Origin of the sequence: Shimia biformata (genome assembly GCF_016888515.1) — a bacterium.
GTDB classification, from domain to species: domain Bacteria; phylum Pseudomonadota; class Alphaproteobacteria; order Rhodobacterales; family Rhodobacteraceae; genus Shimia_A; species Shimia_A biformata.
The window spans coordinates 1,647,321-1,667,761 of record NZ_JAFEJK010000001.1 but is presented as its reverse complement, the minus strand read 5'-3'; the positions used below and the strand labels follow the sequence as shown (position 1 = coordinate 1,667,761).

Sequence of the window (20,441 nt, the reverse complement as noted above, 5' to 3'; positions counted from 1 at the left end):
ACGCAATCGAGGAGGCACGCGACACATGACGCGAATTCTGGTACTTCTGACGGCGTTTCTGGCGCTGACCGCCTGCGAGACGGCAAAGGGTGTCGGCAAGGATGTGGGCAAGGCCGGGGACATCATCTCGGACACGGCGACCAAGGTGCAGAAGCAATTCTGACACGCCCCGGACCGACCCGTGGCACGAACGTCAATATCTTGTTGATTTTGCGGATGCACACCGCTAGGGATGGCGTCACAGGTGCATAGACGCGGTATGCAGAACTGACGCACGGGCCTTGGAGGTGTTGCACCTCCGGGGCCCGTCTCGTTTCGGTGGTTCGTGATCCAGACCGGGGTCCGAATCCGAATGGCCCGTGCGACTGTTCCGTGAGCAAAAACTGCCTGTATGCGTCCCCCAAAATAGGTGAAGGCGCCAGGTGCTCAGACGCGGTCTTTGCAGCGTGGAACAGGTCCACATCCCTGACGCCTTCGATGAATTTCCCCGCCCGAGGACAGGTCCATTCGGTTTGCTCAGGTTCAATGAACCCTTGCAGCGGGCTTCGGATACATTTGGCGTACCAACGATCCGTCCCCCCCAGCCGACACATGACATTGCGCGAACGCAGCCTCACCCATCGGCCCACGCGGTGGCTTTTCCACTGCCTTCCCGCAACTCCCCCGAAAGGAAGCGGCGTTTCGGCCAGTGTCCCGGTGCCGTCAATGCAAGGCCGGTTCGGTGTAACCTATCCCGTCCCCGCTCAAGCCCCGAGAGACCTTCCGCGTCCCGCTCCGGGTCTTGCGACCCCTTGCGTTGATCTCAGGCTGGCTGATCCGGGGTGAGTCGGGCAAGGAAAAAATGACGGTTTTGTGAAATTTCTTGGGGGTAAGTTATTGGAACTAAATGGGGATTTCCTGTGGATAAGTTTGAATTGTCGTGATGGTGGAAGGGGTTGGCGCTGTGCTGCGGATGCGCGATTGCCGTCAATAACTGCGGGCAAACCGCGAGCTGTCGCGGATTAACGACGACCGCAGGGGGCGACTTTGCTTGGCCCGCTCAAAGAAAACAGCCCGGCGGTTGGGCCGGGCTGTCGTGTTTCGCTTGAAAAGCAATGCGTCAGTCGACGGTCACACCAACGTCGGCGTTCACACCAACGTCGGCTTCAACGCCACCGCCGTCAACGCCACCATCAACACTGGCCCCAACGTCAACACCGCCGCCACTTCCAGAGCCGCCGCTCCCGCCAGCGCTGGCATCAACATTGCCCGCAACGTCAACACCGCCGCCACTTCCTGAGCCACCGCTGCCGCCAGAGCCGCCGCCACTTCCTGAGCCACCGCTGCCGCCAGAGCCGCCGCCACTTCCAGAGCCACCGCTGCCGCCAGAGCCACCGCTTCCTGTGCCACCACTTCCAGTGCCGCCCGATCCTGTGCCACCACTTCCAGTGCCGCCCGATCCTGTGCCACCGCTTCCGGTGCCGCCCGATCCTGTGCCAGTACCGCCAGTCCCGGTACCAGTGCCGCCCGTCCCGCCGCCACTGGGATCGCTGGGTGTAACGCCGCTGGCACTTGCAAACGAAAGATCAGCTTCCTGATTGCGCCGCGTCAACTCGTCCTTGAGGATCGCCCCGGTTTTCCCGTCAACAACCGTCGCTCGCAAATAATCGGTGTTGTAGGAATAGATCGTATACTGTCCATTCCAGTGCTTTTTCATGCTGGCAACCACGAACCCGTCAGAACGGACCTGCTCGATGATCGGGGTTGTAAATTGGGTGTTTGCCATGGCTGGCTCTGCCAGACCCAAGGACGTCACCAGTGCAATACTTGTTACAGTCGCCTTCCACATAGAAGTCTTCCTTTCACTTTTTGAAAAATGGAGGAGCCTACCTTGCGGACACCCCAGAAATGGGGGGCGCCGTGGCGCGTCTGCGCCGTTTTGTCAGACGGACCGGCGGTTACCAGTCCGGGTGACCGAAGATGATCTGCGCAGCACGTTGCAACAATTCGACCGCCGGGTGTCCGACCTGATCTCGAAAAGTATCGCGTGCCTTGGAACGTCATCTCCACTCCTCCGGTAGCGGGACCCAATTGTGCACGCGAAAGTGGCATCTGAGAGGCATCTTTTAGCACCGCACACGTCAAACGTGTCAAAACGGCAACAACTACGACTGTAGGTAATATAGAAACGCTCTGTTTCCGGGGTCAAATATCCCAGAAAATCGTTTCTTTTTGGGACTTTAAATCGAACACAGGCCCACGACCTCTTGCCGAAAACAGGACACAGAGGCTGACATATCGGTCTCCGTCACAGCGCAACGGCCGCTTGTTCAGCAGGCGCATGAGATCAATCCGGCAAGACGCCAGCGCGCGCAGCGGAAGCCGCAACGCGAATCTTCGGGGTCACAAAGGGGAAAACGGACAGCCCTAGCTGTCCATCTTCAACGCGGAAATGAACGCCTCTTGCGGGATGTCCACCTTCCCGAACTGGCGCATCTTCTTCTTGCCCGCTTTCTGCTTGTCCAGAAGCTTGCGTTTCCGGGTGGCGTCGCCGCCATAGCATTTTGCGGTCACGTCCTTCCTGAGCGCCGACAGGGTTTCGCGCGCGATGACCTTGCCGCCGATGGCCGCCTGGATCGGGATCTTGAACATGTGGCGCGGGATCAGTTCTTTCAGCTTCTCGCACATGGCCCGGCCCCGCATCTCGGCGCGGTCGCGGTGGACCATGACCGACAGCGCGTCGACGGGTTCGTCGTTCACGAGGATCTGCATCTTGACCAGGTTGTCCTGCCGATAGCCGGTCATCTGGTAGTCGAAGCTGGCGTAACCTTTTGTTACCGATTTCAGGCGATCGTAGAAGTCGAACACAACTTCGTTGAGGGGAAGGTCATAGACAACCATCGCCCGTGACCCGGCATAGGTCAGGTCCATCTGGATGCCGCGCCGGTCCTGGCACAGTTTCAGCACGTCGCCCAGGTATTCATCCGGCACAAGGATCGTCGCCTTGATGCGCGGCTCTTCCATGTGGTCGACCTTGGAGAGGTCCGGCATGTCAGCGGGGTTGTGCAGTTCGATCATCTCGCCGTCGCGCATATAGACGTGATAGATCACGCTGGGCGCGGTGGTGATCAGTTCGATGTCATATTCGCGCTCGATCCGGTCGCGGATCACCTCAAGGTGCAAGAGACCAAGGAACCCGCAGCGGAAACCAAAGCCCAGCGCGGCCGAGGTCTCCATCTCGAAGCTGAACGAGGCGTCGTTCAGGGCCAGCTTGTCGATGGCGTCGCGCAGGTCCTCGAATTCGGCCGAGTCGACCGGGAACAGGCCGCAGAAAACCACCGGCTGCGCGGGTTTGAAGCCGGGCAGCGGTTTCTCGGTGCCGTTGCGCTCATTGGTGATGGTGTCGCCGACGCGGGTGTCGCGCACCTGCTTGATCGAGGCGGTGAGGAAGCCGATCTCGCCCGGCCCAAGCTCGTCAATGACCTGCATCGCCGGGCGAAACACGCCGATCCGGTCGACATGGTGCAGCGTATTGTTCGACATGAACTTGACGCGCATGCCCTTTTTCAGGACGCCGTCCATGATGCGGACAAGGACGATCACGCCGAGATAGGCGTCATACCAGCTGTCGACCAGCATCGCCTTCAGCGGCGCGTCGCGGTCGCCCTTGGGCGCGGGAAGGTGCTGAACGATGGCTTCCAGCGTCTCGTGGATGCCCTGCCCGGTCTTGGACGAAACCTGGATCGCGCCCGAGGCATCGATGCCGATCACGTCCTCGATCTGTTCCGCCACGCGGTCACAGTCGGATGCGGGCAGGTCGATCTTGTTCAGGACCGGTACGATCTCGTGATCGGCGTCGATGGCCTGATAGACATTGGCCAGGGTCTGCGCCTCGACCCCTTGGGTCGAATCCACCACCAGAAGCGAGCCTTCGACCGCGCGCATGGACCGCGAGACCTCATAGGCAAAGTCGACGTGGCCGGGGGTATCGATCAGGTTCAGCACATAGGTTTCGCCATCATCCGCCTTATAGTCGATGCGGACCGTGTTGGCCTTGATCGTGATGCCGCGCTCGCGCTCGATATCCATCGAGTCAAGCAGCTGTTCCTTCATGTCACGATCCTGCACCGTCCCGGTCTCTTGGATCAGGCGGTCGGCAAGCGTGGATTTCCCGTGGTCGATATGGGCGACAATGGAAAAATTGCGGATATGGGCGAGGTTTGTCATGGATGGCGATATGCTGTGAAACGCGGGTTTGGTCAAGGTGGGTTGATGCAAGCTTGCTCGCCCCGGCCGCATGAATTGAGCATAATTTGCCGTGATGCCCTTCCCACACCCTGCCGGGTCACCTAACTTGGACCAAAGACAGGGGAAATGACCCGATGCGCCGCCGCCTGACAATCCTGATGTGTGCCGACCTTGTCGGCTATTCCGCCCTGATGGGCCGGGACGAGGCGCTGGCCGTGAAATCGGTGCAGGAACTCAAACGCGAGCGGCTTGAACCGGTTGCCGCCAACCATGGCGGCGAGGTTCTGAAGCGCATGGGCGACGGGTGGATCCTGAGTTTTCCCGGCGTCGAGGCGGCGCTCAATTGCGCCGAAGAGGTCCAGTCGGCCCTTGTTGATCACGACACGATCAAGCTGCGCATCGGCTGTCACATCGGCGAGATTGTCGAGGATGACGATGATTTCTATGGCGCGGGCGTGAACATCGCCCAGCGGATCGAGACCGAAGCGCCCCCCGGCGGGCTGATGATGTCCGAGGATCTGTTCCGCCAGCTGTCCGAGGCGCGCCAGAAGGAACTGTCGGACGCGGGCGTGTTCCGGCTCAAGAACATCGCGGCCCCGATGCGGCTTTATCAGTGGCGGCCTGCGAACCTTGTCACCGCGCCGGATGCGGGCGCCCTGCCCTCGATCGGGTTTGACGCCGTCACCTGCGCCCCCGACACCGAAGATGCCCGCGCGGTGGCCGAGGATATCCATGACGGGCTGATCCAGCATTCGATGAAACGGACCGGGGTCAAGACCGTCAACACCGCCGCCGACCCGCGCACGCCGACGGTGTTTCTGGTCCGGGGCCGCCTGCGGATGGCGGGCAGCCGTGGGCGCTTCAACCTCAGCCTGATCCTGCGCGAGGACATGTCGACCATCTGGTCCGGCACCTACGAAGGCGACACGACGGATGTCTTTGCCTTCACCGACGACATCCTGCGCCGCGCCGAGGTCGATATCCGCATGCAGACGATCCGGCATGACGGCGACCGGCTGGCGCATCTGAAGGACGACCAGCTCAGCGTCAGCGAGCTGAGGGCGCGGTCGGCGCAGCTGTTCTTCAATCAGGATATCGACAGCTGGAAACGCGGGCTGGCGGCGCTGGACCGGGCGGTGGCGCTGTCGCCGCGTGATCCGATGGCGCTGGCGATGCGGGCGCAGCAGCTTCTGAACCGCTGGTCCATCGAATTTGCCGATCCCGACCCGGCGCTTCAGGCGTCGCTGGCGCGGGACTTCGACTTCGCGGTCGAGGAAATGCCGCACAGCGACTACGTGTTCTGGGCGCGTGGCGGGTTCCGGTTTCGGATGCTGGGCGACGTGGCCGCGGCCAAGTTCGACGTGGCCCGGTCGCTTGAGATCAATCCCGGCTTCCTTGGCGTGATCGAGTTGCAGGCGGCGATTGCGCTTTTCGAAAAGCGGTTCGATGAAGCGAGGGAGTATCTTGCCGGCTACACCCTGAGTGCCACCGAAGACCCGTTCAAGGTGTTCCGCCTGGCCTTTGCCACGCGGCTGGAACTTTGCGCCGGTGATTTCGAGCGCGCGGCGCAGCTGGCGACGGAAGCGGCCTATCTCAACCCCGGCGACCGCGGGCTGCACCTGTTGCGCGCGTTGGCCTGCGACAAGGCGGGCGACACGACCGGGCGGGACGCATCACGCAACGCGGCAGCGGCGATCGAAAAAGGGCCAAGCGTGACCATGCAGCGGCTGCGCTTGCCGGACGCGTTCCAATGGGTCAATGACGCGACACACCCGATGGCCGACCCGGTCTGATCAGCCCTTCAGCCGCCGCGCCGCAAGCCAGCTTGCCCCGGCCATCACCGCTGCCGTGAACAGGCAGAGCGGCAGCCCGCCGATCTGGTAGGACAGCCCCGACAGCAGCGTCCCGATCAGACGCCCGGCGGCATTGGCCATATAGTAGAAACCCACATCCATCGTCACCCGCTCGTCACTGGTGAAAGCCAGGATCAGGTAGCTGTGAACCGAGGAATTTACCGCAAATACAAAGCCAAAGACCAGAAGACCCAGTACAAGGATAACGGTCAGGTGCGGCAGGTCGGCCAGAACCGCCAGCGACAGCGCAAGCGGGATCAGGGTCAGCAGCCCGACCCAGAGGACGGCGGCATGGACGATCTCGGGCGTCGTGCGGGTCGTGGCCCGCAGCAGTTTCGGCGCGATGCCCTGAACGAAGCCGTAAAGGATGGTCCAGACCGCCATGAAACTGCCGATGGTGAAAAAGGCGGCGCGGTTCCCGGCCTCGGACCCGTCGGACAGAACGGCATAGAAGTAGATCGGGATGCCAACCACGAACCAGACGTCGCGCGCGCCGAACAGGAACATCCGCGCAAGGCTGAGACGGTTGATATTGGCGTCTTTTGAGAAGACCTGCGAGAATTTGGCGGATTTCCTGCCCGTGGGCAGGCCCGGCGGCATGAAAGCAATGACCGCGATCAGGATCAGCCCCAGAGCCGCGGCCATGGCCCAGACCGACGCCGTGAAGCCCAAAAGCGCCAGCAGCACCGCGCCGAGAAGAAAGCCACAGCCTTTGACCGCGTTTTTCGACCCGGTCAGCACCGCCACCCAGCGGAACAGCCCGCCCTGTTCCGACGGGGCCAGCAGTTTCACCGCTGATTTCGCCGACATCTTGGACAGGTCCTTGGCGATCCCCGAAAGCCCCTGCACCACCATGACGTAGACCACCGACGCCGTCAGCCCCCAGCCCGGATCAAGCTGCGCCAGCGCCACCAGCGCCACGATCTGGATCGCAAGCCCGCCATAAAGCGTCGAAGTCAGCCCGAACCGCGCCGCGATCCAGCCCGCCGACAGGTTGGTAACAACGCCCATCAGCTCATAGAGCAGGAACAGATAGGCCAGCTGCACGGCTGAGAAGCCCAGCGTGTGGAAATGTAACAGGACCAGCATCCGCAGCGCGCCATCGGTCAGCATGAAGGCCCAATAGGCGGCGGTTACGGCGATATAGGCGGAAAGGGAGTTTTCAGGTTTGCTCATCGGTCTCTCAGGGGCGCGTCCGACCTCGGAAGGGTGCGAATGCGCCCTCCCAGGGGGAGGTTGGGCGCGGCCCGGTGTGCCACCGGGCCAAGGGCATGATCACAGCGTCGCCATCACCATATTGGCCACATCCGCCAACCGGCAGGCATAGCCCCATTCATTGTCATACCAGGCAAAGACTTTTACCTGCCGCTTGTTCACCACCATCGTGGCGGGACCATCAACGATGCTCGATCGGTCGTCATCGGTGTAATCGGCACTGACCAGAGGCCGGGTCTCATAGCCAAGAATGCCCGCCAGACCGCCCTTGGACGCGGCCTCGAACAGGGCGTTCACCTCGTCGATGTCAGTGTCGCGGCGGACGTCGAACACGATATCGGTCAGCGACGCATTCAGAAGCGGCACCCGAACCGCGTGGCCGTCGATCCGGCCCGCAAGCTCGGGGAAGATCTGGATGATCGCCTTGGCCGACCCGGTGGTCGTCGGAATGAGCGAGTTCAGCGCCGAGCGTGCCCGCCGCATGTCCTTGTGCGCCTTGTCGACGATCACTTGTGTATTGGTGACGTCGTGGATCGTGGTGAAACTGGCCTGTTCGATGCCAAGGCTTTCGTGGATCACCTTGACCACCGGCGCGATGCAGTTGGTGGTGCAGCTGGCCGCCGTCACGATCCGGTGGATGGCCGGATCGAAGCTGTCATGGTTCACGCCATAAACAATATTGGCGACGGATGCCTCTTTCACCGGGGCCGACACGACGACCTTCTTCACCCCGGCGGCGAAATAGGGGGCAAGCTTGGCTTCGGATTTGAAGACACCGGTGCAGTCGATCACAAGGTCGATGTCCATATCCTCAAGCGGCAGTTCCTCAAGCGACCGGCTTTGGCAGAACTGCATCTCGTTGCCATTGATCAGCATCGTGTCCACACCATGGCTGATGGTGGCGTCCCAACGGCCATGGACGGTGTCGAATTCCAGAAGATGCGCGTGAACCTCGGGCGTGGCGGCGGGGTCGTTCAGCAGGACGATCTCTCCGCCGCAGCCCTGGTCGATCAACCGGCGCAACACCAGTTTTCCCATGCGTCCCAGACCGTTAATAGCAATGCGTGTCATTTTCTTTTCCTCACAAAGACGGGCCAAACATCGGCTTAGCCCGGAAACCAACTGCGCGTCCGATTGGCGAACGCAACAAGAGACAGCATGACGGGGACTTCGACCAGCACCCCGACAACCGTGGCCAGGGCCGCGCCCGATCCCAGTCCGAACAGCGAAACGGCCACTGCGACCGCCAGCTCAAAGAAATTCGACGTCCCGATCATCGCGCAGGGCGCAGCCACGTTGAACGGAACTTTCCAAGCCCGCGCCCAGACATAGGCAAGAAAGAAAATGCCATAGGACTGGATCAATAGCGGCACGGAAATCAACAGGATGACAAACGGTTGCGCCAAAATCACCGGAGCCTGAAAGCCAAACAACAGAACCACCGTCATCAGAAGCCCCGCAACGGATGCCGGGGCCACCTTTGATTTGAAATCTCTGACCGCGGCCTCTCCGCCCCGCTTCACCAACCGTCCGCGCGTGACCAGTCCCGCGGCAAGGGGCAGAAGCACATACAGCCCCACCGACAGGATCAACGTTCCCCACGGCACCTCGATATCAGCCACGCCCAGCAGGAAGGCGACAATCGGTGCAAAGGCGAACACCATGATGACGTCGTTCACACTGACCTGAACAAGCGTGTAGGTCGGGTCACCTCGGGTCAGGTTTGACCAGACAAACACCATCGCCGTGCAGGGCGCTGCACCCAAAAGGATGACACCGGCAAGATAGGCCTGCGCATCCTCCGGCGCGATCAGTTGGGCAAAGACATGTTCAAAGAACAGAACCCCCAGCGCCGCCATGGTGAAGGGCTTGACCAGCCAGTTGACCACAAGCGTAATGGCAAGCCCCTTTGGTCGCTCGCCGATATGGGCCAACGAGGCAAAATCCACCCCCACCATCATCGGAAAGATCATCGCCCAGATCAGCACCGCGACCGGTAGGTTGACCGAGGCGACCTCCCACCTGGCCATTGTCGCAAAAACGTCTGGAAAGATGCTGCCCAGCCCCAGCCCGGTCAAAATCGCCAGCGCCACCCAGAACGACAACAGCCGCTCGAATGTACCCAGCCCGGCCTCGGCACGCGTTGATGCATCTGACATTCTGTGTCCCATCCTTTATCGACGCGAGTTACCGCCCCGGGTGCCCCATCAGCATTTGCAGGCAATGTTTTCGATCAGAGGTTGGCAGAGTTCCGGCTGGCCGCCGCAGCAATCCTCAAGCAAAAATCCCAGAAGCGCACGCAGCCCGTCGGTATCGGCGAAATAGCGGATCGAGCGCCCCTCGCGCCGGTTCTTCACCAGCCCGGCATTCAGCATCACCGACAGGTTTGCCGAAAGCGTGTTCTGCCGGGTGTCCAGCGCCGACGCGATCTCGCCTGCGCTCATGCCATCCGGCCCGGCGGCCACCAACAGGCGGAACGCGTCCAGGCGCGTGGGTTGCGACAGGGCGGCAAAGGCGGAAAGGGCGTCTGATTTATCCATAGTTCACGAATTATGGAAGTTTCTGAGTCACCTCAAGCCTGAACTGCATCGGAACCCGTGAAATTTTTGTGACAGGTGGCGGGCCGGGGCCAGGTATCACGCATGCAGGTCCAGCGGACGGTCTTCCAGCATCGTTTCCATCGAGAAGAAACCCGTCACCGTGTCCAGCTCATAGCCTGTGGTCAGGCGGCGATAGACGGCGTCATACCCGGCCATATTGGTCGTGACGACCTTCAGCATATAGTCCCAGTCGCCGCCGATCCGGTGCATCTCCTGCACCTGCGGGATGCGGGCGACATGTTTGCGAAACCCTTCGGACCACTCCATCGAGTGATTGCGCGTGCGCACCATGACAAAGACGGTCAGGTCCAGCCCCAACGCGCGGGCGTCCAGATGCATGCGTGCGCCCGACATGATCCCGGTCTCTTCCAGCCGCTTCAGCCGCCGCCACAGCGCGTTCTGCGACAGGCCCACCCGGTCGGCGATGTCGCGCTGCGACAGAGAGGCATCCCGTTGCAGCACGTCGAGGATACGTCGATCAATATCATCAAGTTTTTCCGCCATATCAGATCATTTGACACAAAAATGGCAAATCTACAATCAAATATTGTGAAGATTCCGCGCCCCTTGGTGGTTACTTTCCTTGCCAGAAAAGAACAGGACCACCCGATGCCCCACACCACAGACGCCCTTGCCCGGTTCGAAGCCACCCTGCGCGACCAGCCCGATCCCATCGCCGCCATTGCCGCCGGGCAGATCGGTAAGGACCGCACATTCGATGGCCGGTTCGGGCCGCGCAAACTGGTCTATGCGGATTATGTCGCCTCTGGCCGGGCGCTGCGGCAGGTGGAGGAGTTCGTGATGGAACAGGTCCTGCCCTTCTATGCCAACAGCCACACCGAACAGAGCTTCTGCGGCGCGACCATGACCCGGATGCGGGAAGCGGCGCGCGCCGTAATCGCGGCGAAATGCGGAGCCGAGGCCGACACCCATGCCGTCATCTTCTCGGGCGCAGGCGCGACTTCGGGGCTGAACCAGCTGGTGCATCTGTTCTCGATCAAGGATGCGGTGGCGCGGGGCGAGGTCGTCACCGTTCTGCACGGACCATACGAACATCACTCGAACCTGCTGCCGTGGCGCGAAAGCGGCGCACAGGTGGTCGAGATTGCCGAGGCCCGGGGCGGCGGCGTCGACCTTGACCACCTGCAACGCGAACTGGACCGCAGCACGGCCCACGGTCCGGTGATCTGCGCCTTTTCCGCCGCCGCCAATGTGACCGGGGTCTGCACCGACGTCGCGGCGGTGACCAAAGTGGCCAAGGCCGCAGGCGCGCGGATTGTCTGGGACTACGCGGGCGGCGGTCCCTATCTTCCGGTTTCCATGACGGCATTCGGCGCGATCGACGCCATCGTCCTCAGCCCGCACAAATTCATCGGCGGCCCTGGCGCAAGCGGCGTGCTGATCGTACGCCGGGACACCGTCAGCGCCACCACCCCCAGCCGCCCGGGTGGTGGCACCGTGGCTTTCGTGAACGCCCACCGCCACGACTATGTTTCGCGGCTGGAACAACGCGAGGAAGGCGGTACCCCGAACGTGATCGGCGACATCCGCGCCGCGCTTGCGCTGATCGTGAAGGATGTGATTGGCCAGGATTTCATCACCGCGCGCAATGCCGCCCTGACCGCCCGCGCCATGGCAGCCTGGGGCGATGATCCGGCCATCGGCCTTCTGGCGGCGGACCGCGCGGAGCGTCTGCCGATCCTGTCCTTCGTGCCGCGCGGACCGGATGGCAACCGGCTGGACCACGTGCAGTTCACCACCGACCTCAGCGACCATTTCGGCATACAGGCGCGGGGCGGCTGTTCCTGCGCCGGGCCATATGTGCATCACCTGCTGGCGATCGACGACGGCTTGTCCGACAAAATCCGCGCCGGCATCCTGTCCGGCGACACCACGTCGAAACCGGGTTTCGTGCGGCTGAACCTGTCCTATCTCATGGACGACGAAACCGTTGATTTCATTCTTCAATCCGTTCCCGCCCTTGCCAAGGGACGGGGCGCGATGGCGGCCTGAGGGGGCCGTTTTCCCGACAGAAATCAGAACGGCGCGGCGGCTTGGGCCGCTGCGTCACTTCGCTTAACACTTGAAGAAAAATCCTGCCCCGCACAGTCTTCGCCCAAGGGAGGAGCATCATGTGGGTTCATGATCTGATTGCCGGGCATCCCGGCGACGCGCAGGCCATTGTCGATTTCAATGGCGACACGGTGACATATGGCGACCTGCGCCAACACGCGGTGGATCTGGCAGACATCCTGACGGATCGCGGCGTGCGCCCCGGCGACCGGGTCATGCTGGTGGCCGAGAACTGCGCAATGGGCGTCGTGGCGGTGATGGCAGCCAGCCGCCTGTCGGCCTGGATCCTGCCCGTGAACGCACGCCAGACGCCCGAGGAATTGCAGGCGATCCGCGACCATTCCGGCGCGCGGGTGATGCTGTTCACCGCCCATGTCTCGGACGAGGCGATGGCGCGGGCGACACATTTCGGCGCAGCCCACACCGCCGACCTGCCCTGTGGCCCGGTCTGGCTGACCGAAACCGCCGACACCAACCCGGAACCCGTCAGCGATGACCCGAAAACCCGGGTCGCGGCGCTTTTGTATACCACCGGCACCACCAGCGCGCCCAAGGGCGTGATGCTAAGCCACGCCTCGCTGTGCTGGAACGCCAATGCCTCGGCCGAATTGCGCGGCATGACGCCGGACGACACCGTGCTGGGCGTCTTGCCGGGCACCCATATCTTTGGCTTTTCTTCAACCATGCTGGCGACGATGCAGCGCGGCGCGACCATCCGCTTCCTGTCGCGTTTTACGCCTGAAGCCGTGGTCAACGCGCTGGCCGACGGCGCCAGCGTGATGCCTGCCGTGCCGCAGATGTATGCCCATATCCTGGCCTATCTTGCCCGCGAGGGCCGGACATTATCCGCCCCGAACCTGCATTACATCTCGGCCGGCGGCGCGCCGCTTGACCCCGACTGGAAGGCCCGCACCGAGGCCGTGTTCGGCCTGCCGCTGAACAACGGGTTCGGCATGACCGAATGCAGCCCCACCGTCGCCGCCACCCGCAACGATGCCCCCACCGGCGACATGAGCTGTGGCCCCCCGGTGCCGGATGTCACCATCAGGATCGGCAATCCTGATGAGGACGGGATAGGAGAGCTTCTGATCCGCTCCCCCGGCCTGATGCTGGGCTATTACCGTAACGAACAGGCCACCGACGACGCGCTGCAGGATGGCTGGCTGCACTCTGGCGACCTGGCGCGGATCGACGACAAGGGGCACCTGCATATCGTCGGGCGGTTGAAAGAGTTGATCGTGCGCTCGGGCTTCAACGTCTACCCGCCCGAGATCGAGGCCATGCTAACCCGTCACCCGGATGTCGATGTTGCCGCCGTGGTGGGTCGCCCGGTGCCCGGCGACGAGGAAATCATCGCCTTCCTGATGACCCGTGACGGGGTCGAGGCGTCGGACATCATGTCCTGGCTGCGCGAAAGGCTGGTTGCCTACAAGATTCCGCAGCATCTTTTCATTGTTGACGCCCTTCCCGCAGCCGCGACAGGAAAAATATTGAAACACAAGCTATTGGGGCACTTTTCTCATCTATTGAACGAGGAATGAAAGGCAACTGCCAAACACGTGGTCACAGGCAAGGTTGCATCACGCCCAAAATGCAGATTGATCGCACTTCCGACAACGCAGGTTTTGGGCGGCATGTTGTATTATGAAAATTGCTGCCTAGACAGATTGGATGTGTCTGACCCAGAATGTTCAAAAATGAAGAGTGCGGTTTCACAGGAAACGGCATCAAAACGGCAGAATTCTCGCGATTTCAGGCTAGTTTTCGCAGCCAATCTCGACCTGAGACTAGCGCCTCTTTCATCGTGAAAAATCCGCAAAAACGTGCCTGAGAACGGTCAGAGCGTCGTTTTGCGGTATTTGAACGCGCCCGATCCCCGCGCGATCACCTCTCCGGTTTCGTCGCTGACCGTGGCCTCGGCAAAAAACGACGACTTTCCACCGCCGGTCCGCATGCCCTCGGCGATCAGCAGATGCCCCTTGGGGCGGGACAGGAAATTCGTTGTCAGGGAAAGGGTTAGCGCCAGCTTCTTATGTGCCGCATCCCCGGTATAGCACCCGGCATACCCCATGACCGTGTCCAGGATCGTGGCATAGATGCCGCCATGCGGAATGCCAGCGCGGTTCATCAGGTAATGCTCGATCGGCAGTTCCAGCCGGGCATAGTCGACGTCCCAATGGGTCAGGCGAAACCCAAGGTGGCGCTGCAGGGCATAGCTGCCCTCGTCCAGCGCGGGGTCCAGCGGTGCGCGGGTCATATCGCGGTCAGCCCGCCATCAATGGCAATGGCCTGCCCGGTCATGAAACTGTTTTCCGGCGCGCAGATCCACAGCATCGCCTGCACCACTTCCTGCGGCTCGCTGACACGCGCCATCGGGATACGGTTGGCAATCTGGGCATAGGTGGTGTCGCGGTCCGCACCGGTGCGCGCCTCGATCTGAGACGCCATTTCCTGCACCATCGGAGTGGATGAGAAAGAGGGGCACAAAGCATTGACACGAATGTTCTTTCTGGCGTTCTCATCCGCCGCCGCACGGGTCAGACCGACCACCGCATGTTTCGCCGCCGCATAGGCCGAGATCATCGCCGCCCCAACCAGCCCGGCCGCCGATGCGACATTCAGGATCGCCCCGCCGCCCGCCGCGTGCATCATCGGCAACTGGTGTTTCATACCCAGAAACACCCCCTTGGCGTTGATCGCGATCGAGCGGTCGAATTCGTCCCCAGAGACCATGTGCAGGGGCTTCAGATCATGCCCCCACCCGGCATTGTTGATCGCCACGTCCAGCGTGCCGAACGCATCACGGATATGCGCGATATGGGCGATATGCTGCGCCTCGTCGGTGACATCCAGAACATCCGAGATTACCTCACACTTCAACGATGCCGCCGTCTCGGCCAAGCCTTCGGCATTCACATCCGACAGGGCCAGCCTCGCCCCCTCATCCGCAAAGCGCTGCGCTGCCATACGGCCAAAGCCGGACCCGGCGCCGGTAATCAGCACCACCTTGTTTTCAAACCGTTTATCCATGTTTCGATGCCTTCAAACCGGCGGCGGCAAACATCGGCACATAGGCCCCCATCTTTGCCCCGCGTTTCGGATCAGACGCATTGCCGTCCAGCGCCCGTTTCTTCACCCCCTGCAGGATCGCCCCCATGCGGAAGAAGCAGAAGGCAAGGTAGAAACCAAACCTGTCGATCTTCTCGATCCCCATGCGTTTGCAATAGGCAGCGATAAACGCGCCGTCACTGGGAATGCCCAACGCGGCCCGGTCCACACCGGCCAGCCCGCGCCCTTCCTTGCCCGGCGGCATCTGCCACTGCATGATCATCCCGGCGAGATCGGCATAGGGGTGGCCGATCGTCGACAACTCCCAGTCCAGCACTGCGGCCACTTCGATGCGATCCGGGTGAAACAGCATGTTATCAAGGCGATAGTCGCCGTGAACCAAGGTCCGCCGCCCATCATCGGCGGGGATGTTGCCGGCCAGCCAGTCGATCAACGCGTCCATGTCCGGCACGACCTCGGTCTCGGATGCGCGATATTGCTTGGTCCAGCGCCCGACCTGTCGCTCGAAATAGTTGCCCTCTGGCCCGTAATCCGAAAGACCCACAGCCCCGATATCAACCGAGTGGATCGCCGCCAGCACCTTGTTCATCTGATCAAACACGGCGCCGCGGTCCTGATTGCTCAGCCCCTCAAGGCGCGGATCGTCGAAATTGCGCCCCTCGACCCGCTCCATGATGTAAAACATCGAGCCGATAACGCTGTCGTCGTCACACAGCGCAAACATCCGGGCAACCGGCACATCCGTGCCCGCCAGCGCCGATTGCACGCGGAACTCACGGTCGACGGCATGGGCCGATTTCAGCAATGTTCCCGGCGGCTTGCGGCGCAGGACATAGTCGCGCGCGGGGGTTTTCAGCAGGTAGGTCGGGTTGGATTGACCACCGGCGAATTTCTCGGCCGTCAGCGGGCCTTCGAAGCCCGGCAGTGTCTCGGCCATCCACGCCGCCACCGCGCCCGTGTCCAACTGGTTTGCGTCCATCATCTCCTCCCCTTGGCGGATGCCGCTTCTTTCTTGTCGCAAATACTCCCGCCGGAGGCATCCATGGCCGACACCGGCGCAGGTCGATCAGGAATAGGTCAGCATCTCGTCTTCGTTTTCGCCCGTGATGAAAGGCGTTTCGTTGAAACCGTGCAGGTAATGGGCATTGGCGGTCAACAGGAACCGCGCCACGGCGCAGTTCTTGACCTGCAACTGCAGCGCGATCATCTGGTCGGCGGGGGCCGACATCACATCCGCCACGGTCATGCCGATCGCGCCACCAGACGAGACCGCCAACGCCACATGCGCGCCGGATGCGGCGATGGTGTCGCGGGCGTCGCGGACACGGGCCGTGAAGTCATCAAAGCTTTCGGGCGGAGCGTCGATTTCCCCCCGCTGCCATTCCAGCACGGTGTCGCGCAGGGCGCGGAAATGGGTGCGGCGGTCCGAGTTCAGCGCGGAAGGCCGGTCGCCGCGTGTCCTGTAGCGCGCCTCAAGAAGCCCGTGAAAATCAAATTCGTTCAGCCCTTCCAATACCGTGGGCGTGCGTGACAGCCCGGCGCCCTCGGCGATGCCTTCCCATGTCTGGCGGTGGCGTTTCTGGGCGCCGATGAAGATCGCGCCGGGGTCCACCCCCTGATGCGACAGCGCCTTGCCCAGCGCCACCGACTGGCGGTGGCCCAGTTCGGACAGGTTGTCGTAATCGGCGGCGCCGAAACTGGCCTGTGCGTGGCGGATGAGGTGCAGGATCGTGGTCATCCGACGCGATCCTTCAACCGGGCGAAAGCGGCCTTGTATTCAGCCTGCAGCCGCGCCACGAGGTCGGCGGTCGGGCCAACGGATTTGACCGCGCCAATCCCCTGCCCCGAGCCCCAGATCGTCTTCCATGCCTTTGGCTTGTCACGGTTTTCACCAAAATCCATGGTCTTCAGATCACCTGCGGGCAGGTTGTCGGGGTCCATCCCGGCATTTTCAATCGACCCTTTCAGGTAGTTCCCCCAGACCCCGGTAAAGAGCGAGGAATAGACGATATCCTCAGCCCCGCTTTCGACAATCATGTCCTTGTAACCCTGCACCGCGTTGGCCTCGTCCGTGGCGATGAAGGGCGTGCCGATATAGGCAAGGTCGGCGCCCATCGCCTGTGCGGCAAGGATCGAATCCCCGGTCGCGATCGACCCGGACAGAAGAAGCGGCCCGTCGAACCACTCGCGGATCTCCTGTACAAGGGCAAAGGGTGATTGCGGCCCGGCATGGCCCCCGGCCCCCGCTGCCACCGCGATCAGCCCGTCGGCGCCTTTCTCGATGGCTTTCTTCGCAAAGCGGTTGTTGATGACGTCATGTAGCGCGATCCCGCCTGCGGCATGGGCGGCTTCGTTCACCTCGACCCGCGCACCAAGCGAGGTGATCCAGATCGGAACCTTGTGGCGCACGCAGATGTCGATATCGCGTTCCAGCCGGGTGTTCGAGCGATGCACAATCTGGTTCACCGCAAACGGCGCGGCGGGGCTGTCGGGGTTTTCCTGGTTGTGGCGGTCCAGTTCCTCGGTGATCTGGGTCAGCCAGGTATCCAGCAGCGGATGTTCATCCGCACCCTCGCGCGCGTTCAGCGCCGGAAAGGACCCGACTATGCCCGCCTTGCATTGCGCGATCACCAGCGCGGGCACCGAGATGATAAACAGGGGCGAGCCCACCACGGGCAGGCGAAGGCCGCGCAGCTGCGGCGGCAGATGTTGGTCGTTGGACATGTATTTCTCCCTTGGCCGCAGGCTATGGCAGTTCCGGCCCGAGGCAAGAGGCGATGGCAATGACATAGCGTCACTTTTGCCGTCGGCGCGTGAGGGGCCGGGCGGGATCTGGGTATTTGGGACCAGAAAAAAGCCGGGTCAGCCCAGGAATTTCAGGATGCCCCGCGCCACCTGTTCGGGTTTCTGGTGCAGGACCCAATGATCGGCACCGTCGATTTCGGTGACGGTCAGGTCGTCACAGAACGCATCCAGCCCGGCGCGGGATTCGGGCAGAAGTGCGGTGTCGTCCCTGGCCCAGAGCAAGAGGTGCGGCATGGTCACGCGCACGGTGGCGGGGTCGATCTGCGACAGGTCTTCGGGCGGGATCGGCTCTCCGGGCCTGGCCACCTTGAGGGGCGTGGCGCGATACCAGTTGACCATCGCCCTCAGCCCGTCCTCTCCGCCCCAAGCGGCGGCATAGGCGGCGTGGCGGTCCGGTGTCAGCCACGACATGTCCATGTTTTCGGCGAAAAGCCGGGTCAGCGCGGCGAAATTGTCGGCGGCAAGCCGTGCCTCGCTGCCCTCGCGCCGGAGCCACGGGATATATTGCGAGGCGGCTGATTGCGCGCCGCCCGTGGCCAGTGCCGCCTGAAACGGCACCGGATGCACGCCATTGACGATGACAAGCTTGGCCAGTTTCGCCGGGTAGCGGAAGGCGAGGTAATAAGCCACCGACGCCCCCCAGTCGTGCCCCACCGCCGCCGCCGCGCGCCCATTGCCAAAGAGGTCAATCATCGCCGCGGCATCGGCGGCAAGATTGGGAATGGCGTAGGGTGCCACACCTTGGGGTTTCCAGCTTTGGCCATAGCCGCGCTGATCCGGCGCCACGACAAAATGGTCCTTTGCCAGAAGCGGCAGGACATCCTGATAGGCGCCGGAATACTCGGGGAACCCGTGCAGGCACAGGATCAGCGGCGCGTCAGGGTCTCCGGCGCATTGGGCAAAGAACGGGTTGCCGTTGATCTCGAAGCGCAGATCACGCATCGGGCAGCTTGTGATCGGCAAACTGCCGGCGCAGCGTCAGTTTCGAGACCTTGCCCGTCGCCGTCAGCGGCAATTCGTCGACAAAGGCCACGTCATCGGGCAATTGCCACTTGGCGAAATGTTCCGACAGAAGCGCCATCAGTTCCGGCACCTCGGGCCTGTCGTCCCCCGCCGGCACCACCACAAGGAAGGGGCGCTCATCCCATTTCGGATGCGGCAGCGCGATCACGGCGCAATTGGCGACTTTGGGATGCGCCATCACCACGTTTTCCAGATCGATCGAGGAAATCCATTCTCCCCCCGACTTGATCAGGTCCTTGGCGCGGTCGGTGATCGACAGGAACCCGTCGGCGTCGATCTTGGCAATATCGCCGGTACCGAACCAGCCTTCGGCGTCGAAGGCGTCCTTGTTGGCCTCGTCGTTCTTGTAATACCCGGCGGTGATCGCCGGGCCGCGCACGAACAACTCGCCTTCCGAGATGCCGTCATGGGGCAGGCGCTGGCCGTCCTCTCCGAGGATCTTCAATTCAACAAGGCAGGTGCGGCGCCCCTGTTTGGCTTTCAGCTTCAGTTTTTCATCCAAGGACAGATCGCCAAGATGGGTGGGCAGGTTGCCGGTGGTGCCGATGGGCGACATTTCGGTCATGCCCCAGGCGTGGCAGACATTGACCCCACCCTCTTCGAAGAAGCGGATCAATGAGGCAGGCGCGGCGGAGCCGCCGACCACCATGTCGCCAAGACCTGCGGGCATGCGGCCCTGTTTGCGAATCTCTCCCTGCAGCCCAAGCCAGACCGTCGGCACCCCCCAGGCGGAATAGACCTGTTCGCTGTCCATCAGCTTGAACAGGCTTTCACCATCCAGCGCGCCACCCGGAAAGATCAGCGAAGCCCCCGTCAGGGGGGCGGCATAGGGCAGCCCCCAGGCATTGACGTGAAACAGCGGCACAACCGGCAGCACCTTGCGCCCCGGCTTCAGCACATCCGGCAGGCCCACCGCCTCCATCATCGCGTGCAGCACGGTCGAGCGGTGCGTATAGAGCGTGCCCTTGGGATTGCCGGTGGTGCCCGAGGTGTAGCACAGGCCAGAGGCGGTGTTTTCATCCAGATGCGGCCAGTCGAAGGTCGTGGGATGTCCGTCCAGCAGGTCTTCGTAGCACAGGTAGTCGCCTTCGGGCATGTGGGCGCGGTCGGTCATCACCACCACTTTCAACCCCTTGGGCCAATGGTCGCGCAGGGCGGCAACGATGGGCACGAAGGTGGTGTCGACGAACAGCATCGTGTCCTCGGCATGGGTCACGATATAGGTCATCTGCTCGGCCGACAGGCGCGGGTTGATCGTGTGACAGACCGCGCCGATCCCCGAGATGGCGTAGTAGAGTTCGAAATGGCGGTAGCCGTTCCAGGCCAGCGTTGCGATCCGGTCGCCAATGTTGACCCCCTGCCCCTTCAGCCCATGCGCCAGCTGCGACACGCGGGCCAGCGTTTCGCGATAGGTGGTGCGCTGGATGTCGCCTTCAGTGCGGACCGAGACGATCTCGCCCGACGGGTGGATCTCGGCTGCGAATTTCAGGATGTCCGCAATATTGAGCGGCGTGTTCATCATCGACCCAAGCATGGTCCGGTCTCCTCCCCTGATCATGGCCTTTTGGCACGGCTT

Annotated in this window: 18 protein-coding genes; 4 read left to right on the top strand and 14 right to left on the bottom strand. The window is 62.3% G+C overall.

What is annotated here, in order from left to right:
- Positions 1-25: 25 nt before the first annotated feature.
- Positions 26-163, top strand: a complete 138-nt coding sequence (locus tag JQ863_RS08050; RefSeq protein WP_204113778.1) for a hypothetical protein — start codon at positions 26-28, stop codon at positions 161-163.
- Positions 164-1,128: 965 nt separating this feature from the next.
- On the opposite strand, the gene JQ863_RS08045 is transcribed toward JQ863_RS08050, so the two are convergent.
- Together JQ863_RS08045 and lepA are read right to left on the bottom strand one after the other, a co-directional pair.
- The gene (locus JQ863_RS08045) at positions 1,129-1,521 is read right to left on the bottom strand and encodes a hypothetical protein (protein ID WP_204113777.1); all 393 of its coding nucleotides are present in this window, start codon (positions 1,519-1,521) and stop codon (positions 1,129-1,131) included.
- 885 nt (positions 1,522-2,406) lie between these two features.
- Entirely contained in the window at positions 2,407-4,206 is a 1,800-nt protein-coding gene (lepA, locus tag JQ863_RS08040; protein WP_204113776.1) for a translation elongation factor 4, read from the bottom strand.
- A gap of 155 nt (positions 4,207-4,361) precedes the next feature.
- Here lepA and JQ863_RS08035 point away from each other — a divergent pair, with 155 nt between their 5' ends.
- Complete coding sequence (locus tag JQ863_RS08035; protein WP_204113775.1) at positions 4,362-6,020, top strand: adenylate/guanylate cyclase domain-containing protein; 1,659 nt, start codon at positions 4,362-4,364, stop codon at positions 6,018-6,020.
- On the opposite strand, the gene arsJ is transcribed toward JQ863_RS08035, so the two are convergent.
- From arsJ to JQ863_RS08010, 5 genes are all read right to left on the bottom strand, one after another.
- Positions 6,021-7,256, bottom strand: a complete 1,236-nt coding sequence (gene arsJ / locus JQ863_RS08030; protein ID WP_204113774.1) for an organoarsenical effux MFS transporter ArsJ — start codon at positions 7,254-7,256, stop codon at positions 6,021-6,023.
- Positions 7,257-7,355: 99 nt separating this feature from the next.
- Complete coding sequence (locus JQ863_RS08025; protein ID WP_204113773.1) at positions 7,356-8,366, bottom strand: ArsJ-associated glyceraldehyde-3-phosphate dehydrogenase; 1,011 nt, start codon at positions 8,364-8,366, stop codon at positions 7,356-7,358.
- Positions 8,367-8,401: 35 nt separating this feature from the next.
- Positions 8,402-9,454 (bottom strand): ACR3 family arsenite efflux transporter, encoded by a 1,053-nt coding sequence (gene arsB / locus JQ863_RS08020; protein ID WP_204113772.1) that lies wholly within the window; start codon positions 9,452-9,454, stop codon positions 8,402-8,404.
- Between the two features lie 48 nt (positions 9,455-9,502).
- Complete coding sequence (locus tag JQ863_RS08015) at positions 9,503-9,835, bottom strand: ArsR/SmtB family transcription factor (protein WP_204113771.1); 333 nt, start codon at positions 9,833-9,835, stop codon at positions 9,503-9,505.
- Positions 9,836-9,931: 96 nt separating this feature from the next.
- Positions 9,932-10,399 (bottom strand): Lrp/AsnC family transcriptional regulator, encoded by a 468-nt coding sequence (locus tag JQ863_RS08010; protein ID WP_204113770.1) that lies wholly within the window; start codon positions 10,397-10,399, stop codon positions 9,932-9,934.
- A gap of 105 nt (positions 10,400-10,504) precedes the next feature.
- Between JQ863_RS08010 and JQ863_RS08005 the strand changes: the two genes are divergently transcribed.
- A complete protein-coding gene (locus JQ863_RS08005) occupies positions 10,505-11,908 on the top strand; it encodes an aminotransferase class V-fold PLP-dependent enzyme (RefSeq protein ID WP_204113769.1) in 1,404 nt (467 codons plus the stop codon).
- Between the two features lie 119 nt (positions 11,909-12,027).
- The gene (locus tag JQ863_RS08000) at positions 12,028-13,509 is read left to right on the top strand and encodes a class I adenylate-forming enzyme family protein (RefSeq protein ID WP_204113768.1); all 1,482 of its coding nucleotides are present in this window, start codon (positions 12,028-12,030) and stop codon (positions 13,507-13,509) included.
- 296 nt (positions 13,510-13,805) lie between these two features.
- On the opposite strand, the gene JQ863_RS07995 is transcribed toward JQ863_RS08000, so the two are convergent.
- From JQ863_RS07995 to JQ863_RS07965, 7 genes are all read right to left on the bottom strand, one after another.
- Positions 13,806-14,225: a PaaI family thioesterase gene (locus tag JQ863_RS07995; RefSeq protein WP_204113767.1), complete on the bottom strand. Its 420-nt coding sequence runs from the start codon at positions 14,223-14,225 to the stop codon at positions 13,806-13,808.
- On the bottom strand, positions 14,222-14,998 hold the full coding sequence (locus JQ863_RS07990) for an SDR family NAD(P)-dependent oxidoreductase (protein ID WP_204113766.1): 777 nt from the start codon (positions 14,996-14,998) through the stop codon (positions 14,222-14,224). The genes JQ863_RS07995 and JQ863_RS07990 overlap by 4 nt, the downstream gene beginning before the upstream one ends.
- Positions 14,991-16,019, bottom strand: coding sequence for a phosphotransferase family protein (locus JQ863_RS07985; protein WP_204113765.1), 1,029 nt, complete (start codon positions 16,017-16,019; stop codon positions 14,991-14,993). Before JQ863_RS07985 ends, JQ863_RS07990 begins: the two co-directional genes overlap by 8 nt.
- A gap of 84 nt (positions 16,020-16,103) precedes the next feature.
- A complete protein-coding gene (locus tag JQ863_RS07980) occupies positions 16,104-16,775 on the bottom strand; it encodes a histidine phosphatase family protein (RefSeq protein WP_204113764.1) in 672 nt (223 codons plus the stop codon).
- Complete coding sequence (locus JQ863_RS07975) at positions 16,772-17,761, bottom strand: NAD(P)H-dependent flavin oxidoreductase (RefSeq protein WP_204113763.1); 990 nt, start codon at positions 17,759-17,761, stop codon at positions 16,772-16,774. Before JQ863_RS07975 ends, JQ863_RS07980 begins: the two co-directional genes overlap by 4 nt.
- Positions 17,762-17,899: 138 nt before the next feature.
- Positions 17,900-18,784 (bottom strand): alpha/beta fold hydrolase, encoded by an 885-nt coding sequence (locus JQ863_RS07970; protein WP_204113762.1) that lies wholly within the window; start codon positions 18,782-18,784, stop codon positions 17,900-17,902.
- Positions 18,777-20,399: a long-chain-fatty-acid--CoA ligase gene (locus tag JQ863_RS07965; protein WP_204113761.1), complete on the bottom strand. Its 1,623-nt coding sequence runs from the start codon at positions 20,397-20,399 to the stop codon at positions 18,777-18,779. The genes JQ863_RS07970 and JQ863_RS07965 overlap by 8 nt, the downstream gene beginning before the upstream one ends.
- Positions 20,400-20,441: the final 42 nt, after the last annotated feature.

Bases quoted from the DNA above. Each gene is read 5' to 3' on its own strand.
- JQ863_RS07975 (WP_204113763.1), bottom strand. From the start codon at position 17,761: ATGTCCAACGACCAACATCTGCCGCCGCAGCTGCGCGGCCTTCGCCTG.
- JQ863_RS07990 (WP_204113766.1), bottom strand. From the start codon at position 14,998: ATGGATAAACGGTTTGAAAACAAGGTGGTGCTGATTACCGGCGCCGGG.
- lepA (WP_204113776.1), bottom strand. From the start codon at position 4,206: ATGACAAACCTCGCCCATATCCGCAATTTTTCCATTGTCGCCCATATC.
- JQ863_RS07965 (WP_204113761.1), bottom strand. From the start codon at position 20,399: ATGCTTGGGTCGATGATGAACACGCCGCTCAATATTGCGGACATCCTG.
- arsB (WP_204113772.1), bottom strand. From the start codon at position 9,454: ATGTCAGATGCATCAACGCGTGCCGAGGCCGGGCTGGGTACATTCGAG.
- arsJ (WP_204113774.1), bottom strand. From the start codon at position 7,256: ATGAGCAAACCTGAAAACTCCCTTTCCGCCTATATCGCCGTAACCGCC.
- JQ863_RS08015 (WP_204113771.1), bottom strand. From the start codon at position 9,835: ATGGATAAATCAGACGCCCTTTCCGCCTTTGCCGCCCTGTCGCAACCC.
- JQ863_RS08035 (WP_204113775.1), top strand. From the start codon at position 4,362: ATGCGCCGCCGCCTGACAATCCTGATGTGTGCCGACCTTGTCGGCTAT.
- JQ863_RS08005 (WP_204113769.1), top strand. From the start codon at position 10,505: ATGCCCCACACCACAGACGCCCTTGCCCGGTTCGAAGCCACCCTGCGC.
- JQ863_RS07985 (WP_204113765.1), bottom strand. From the start codon at position 16,019: ATGATGGACGCAAACCAGTTGGACACGGGCGCGGTGGCGGCGTGGATG.
- JQ863_RS07995 (WP_204113767.1), bottom strand. From the start codon at position 14,225: ATGACCCGCGCACCGCTGGACCCCGCGCTGGACGAGGGCAGCTATGCC.
- JQ863_RS07970 (WP_204113762.1), bottom strand. From the start codon at position 18,784: ATGCGTGATCTGCGCTTCGAGATCAACGGCAACCCGTTCTTTGCCCAA.
- JQ863_RS08000 (WP_204113768.1), top strand. From the start codon at position 12,028: ATGTGGGTTCATGATCTGATTGCCGGGCATCCCGGCGACGCGCAGGCC.
- JQ863_RS08050 (WP_204113778.1), top strand. From the start codon at position 26: ATGACGCGAATTCTGGTACTTCTGACGGCGTTTCTGGCGCTGACCGCC.
- JQ863_RS07980 (WP_204113764.1), bottom strand. From the start codon at position 16,775: ATGACCACGATCCTGCACCTCATCCGCCACGCACAGGCCAGTTTCGGC.
- JQ863_RS08025 (WP_204113773.1), bottom strand. From the start codon at position 8,366: ATGACACGCATTGCTATTAACGGTCTGGGACGCATGGGAAAACTGGTG.
- JQ863_RS08010 (WP_204113770.1), bottom strand. From the start codon at position 10,399: ATGGCGGAAAAACTTGATGATATTGATCGACGTATCCTCGACGTGCTG.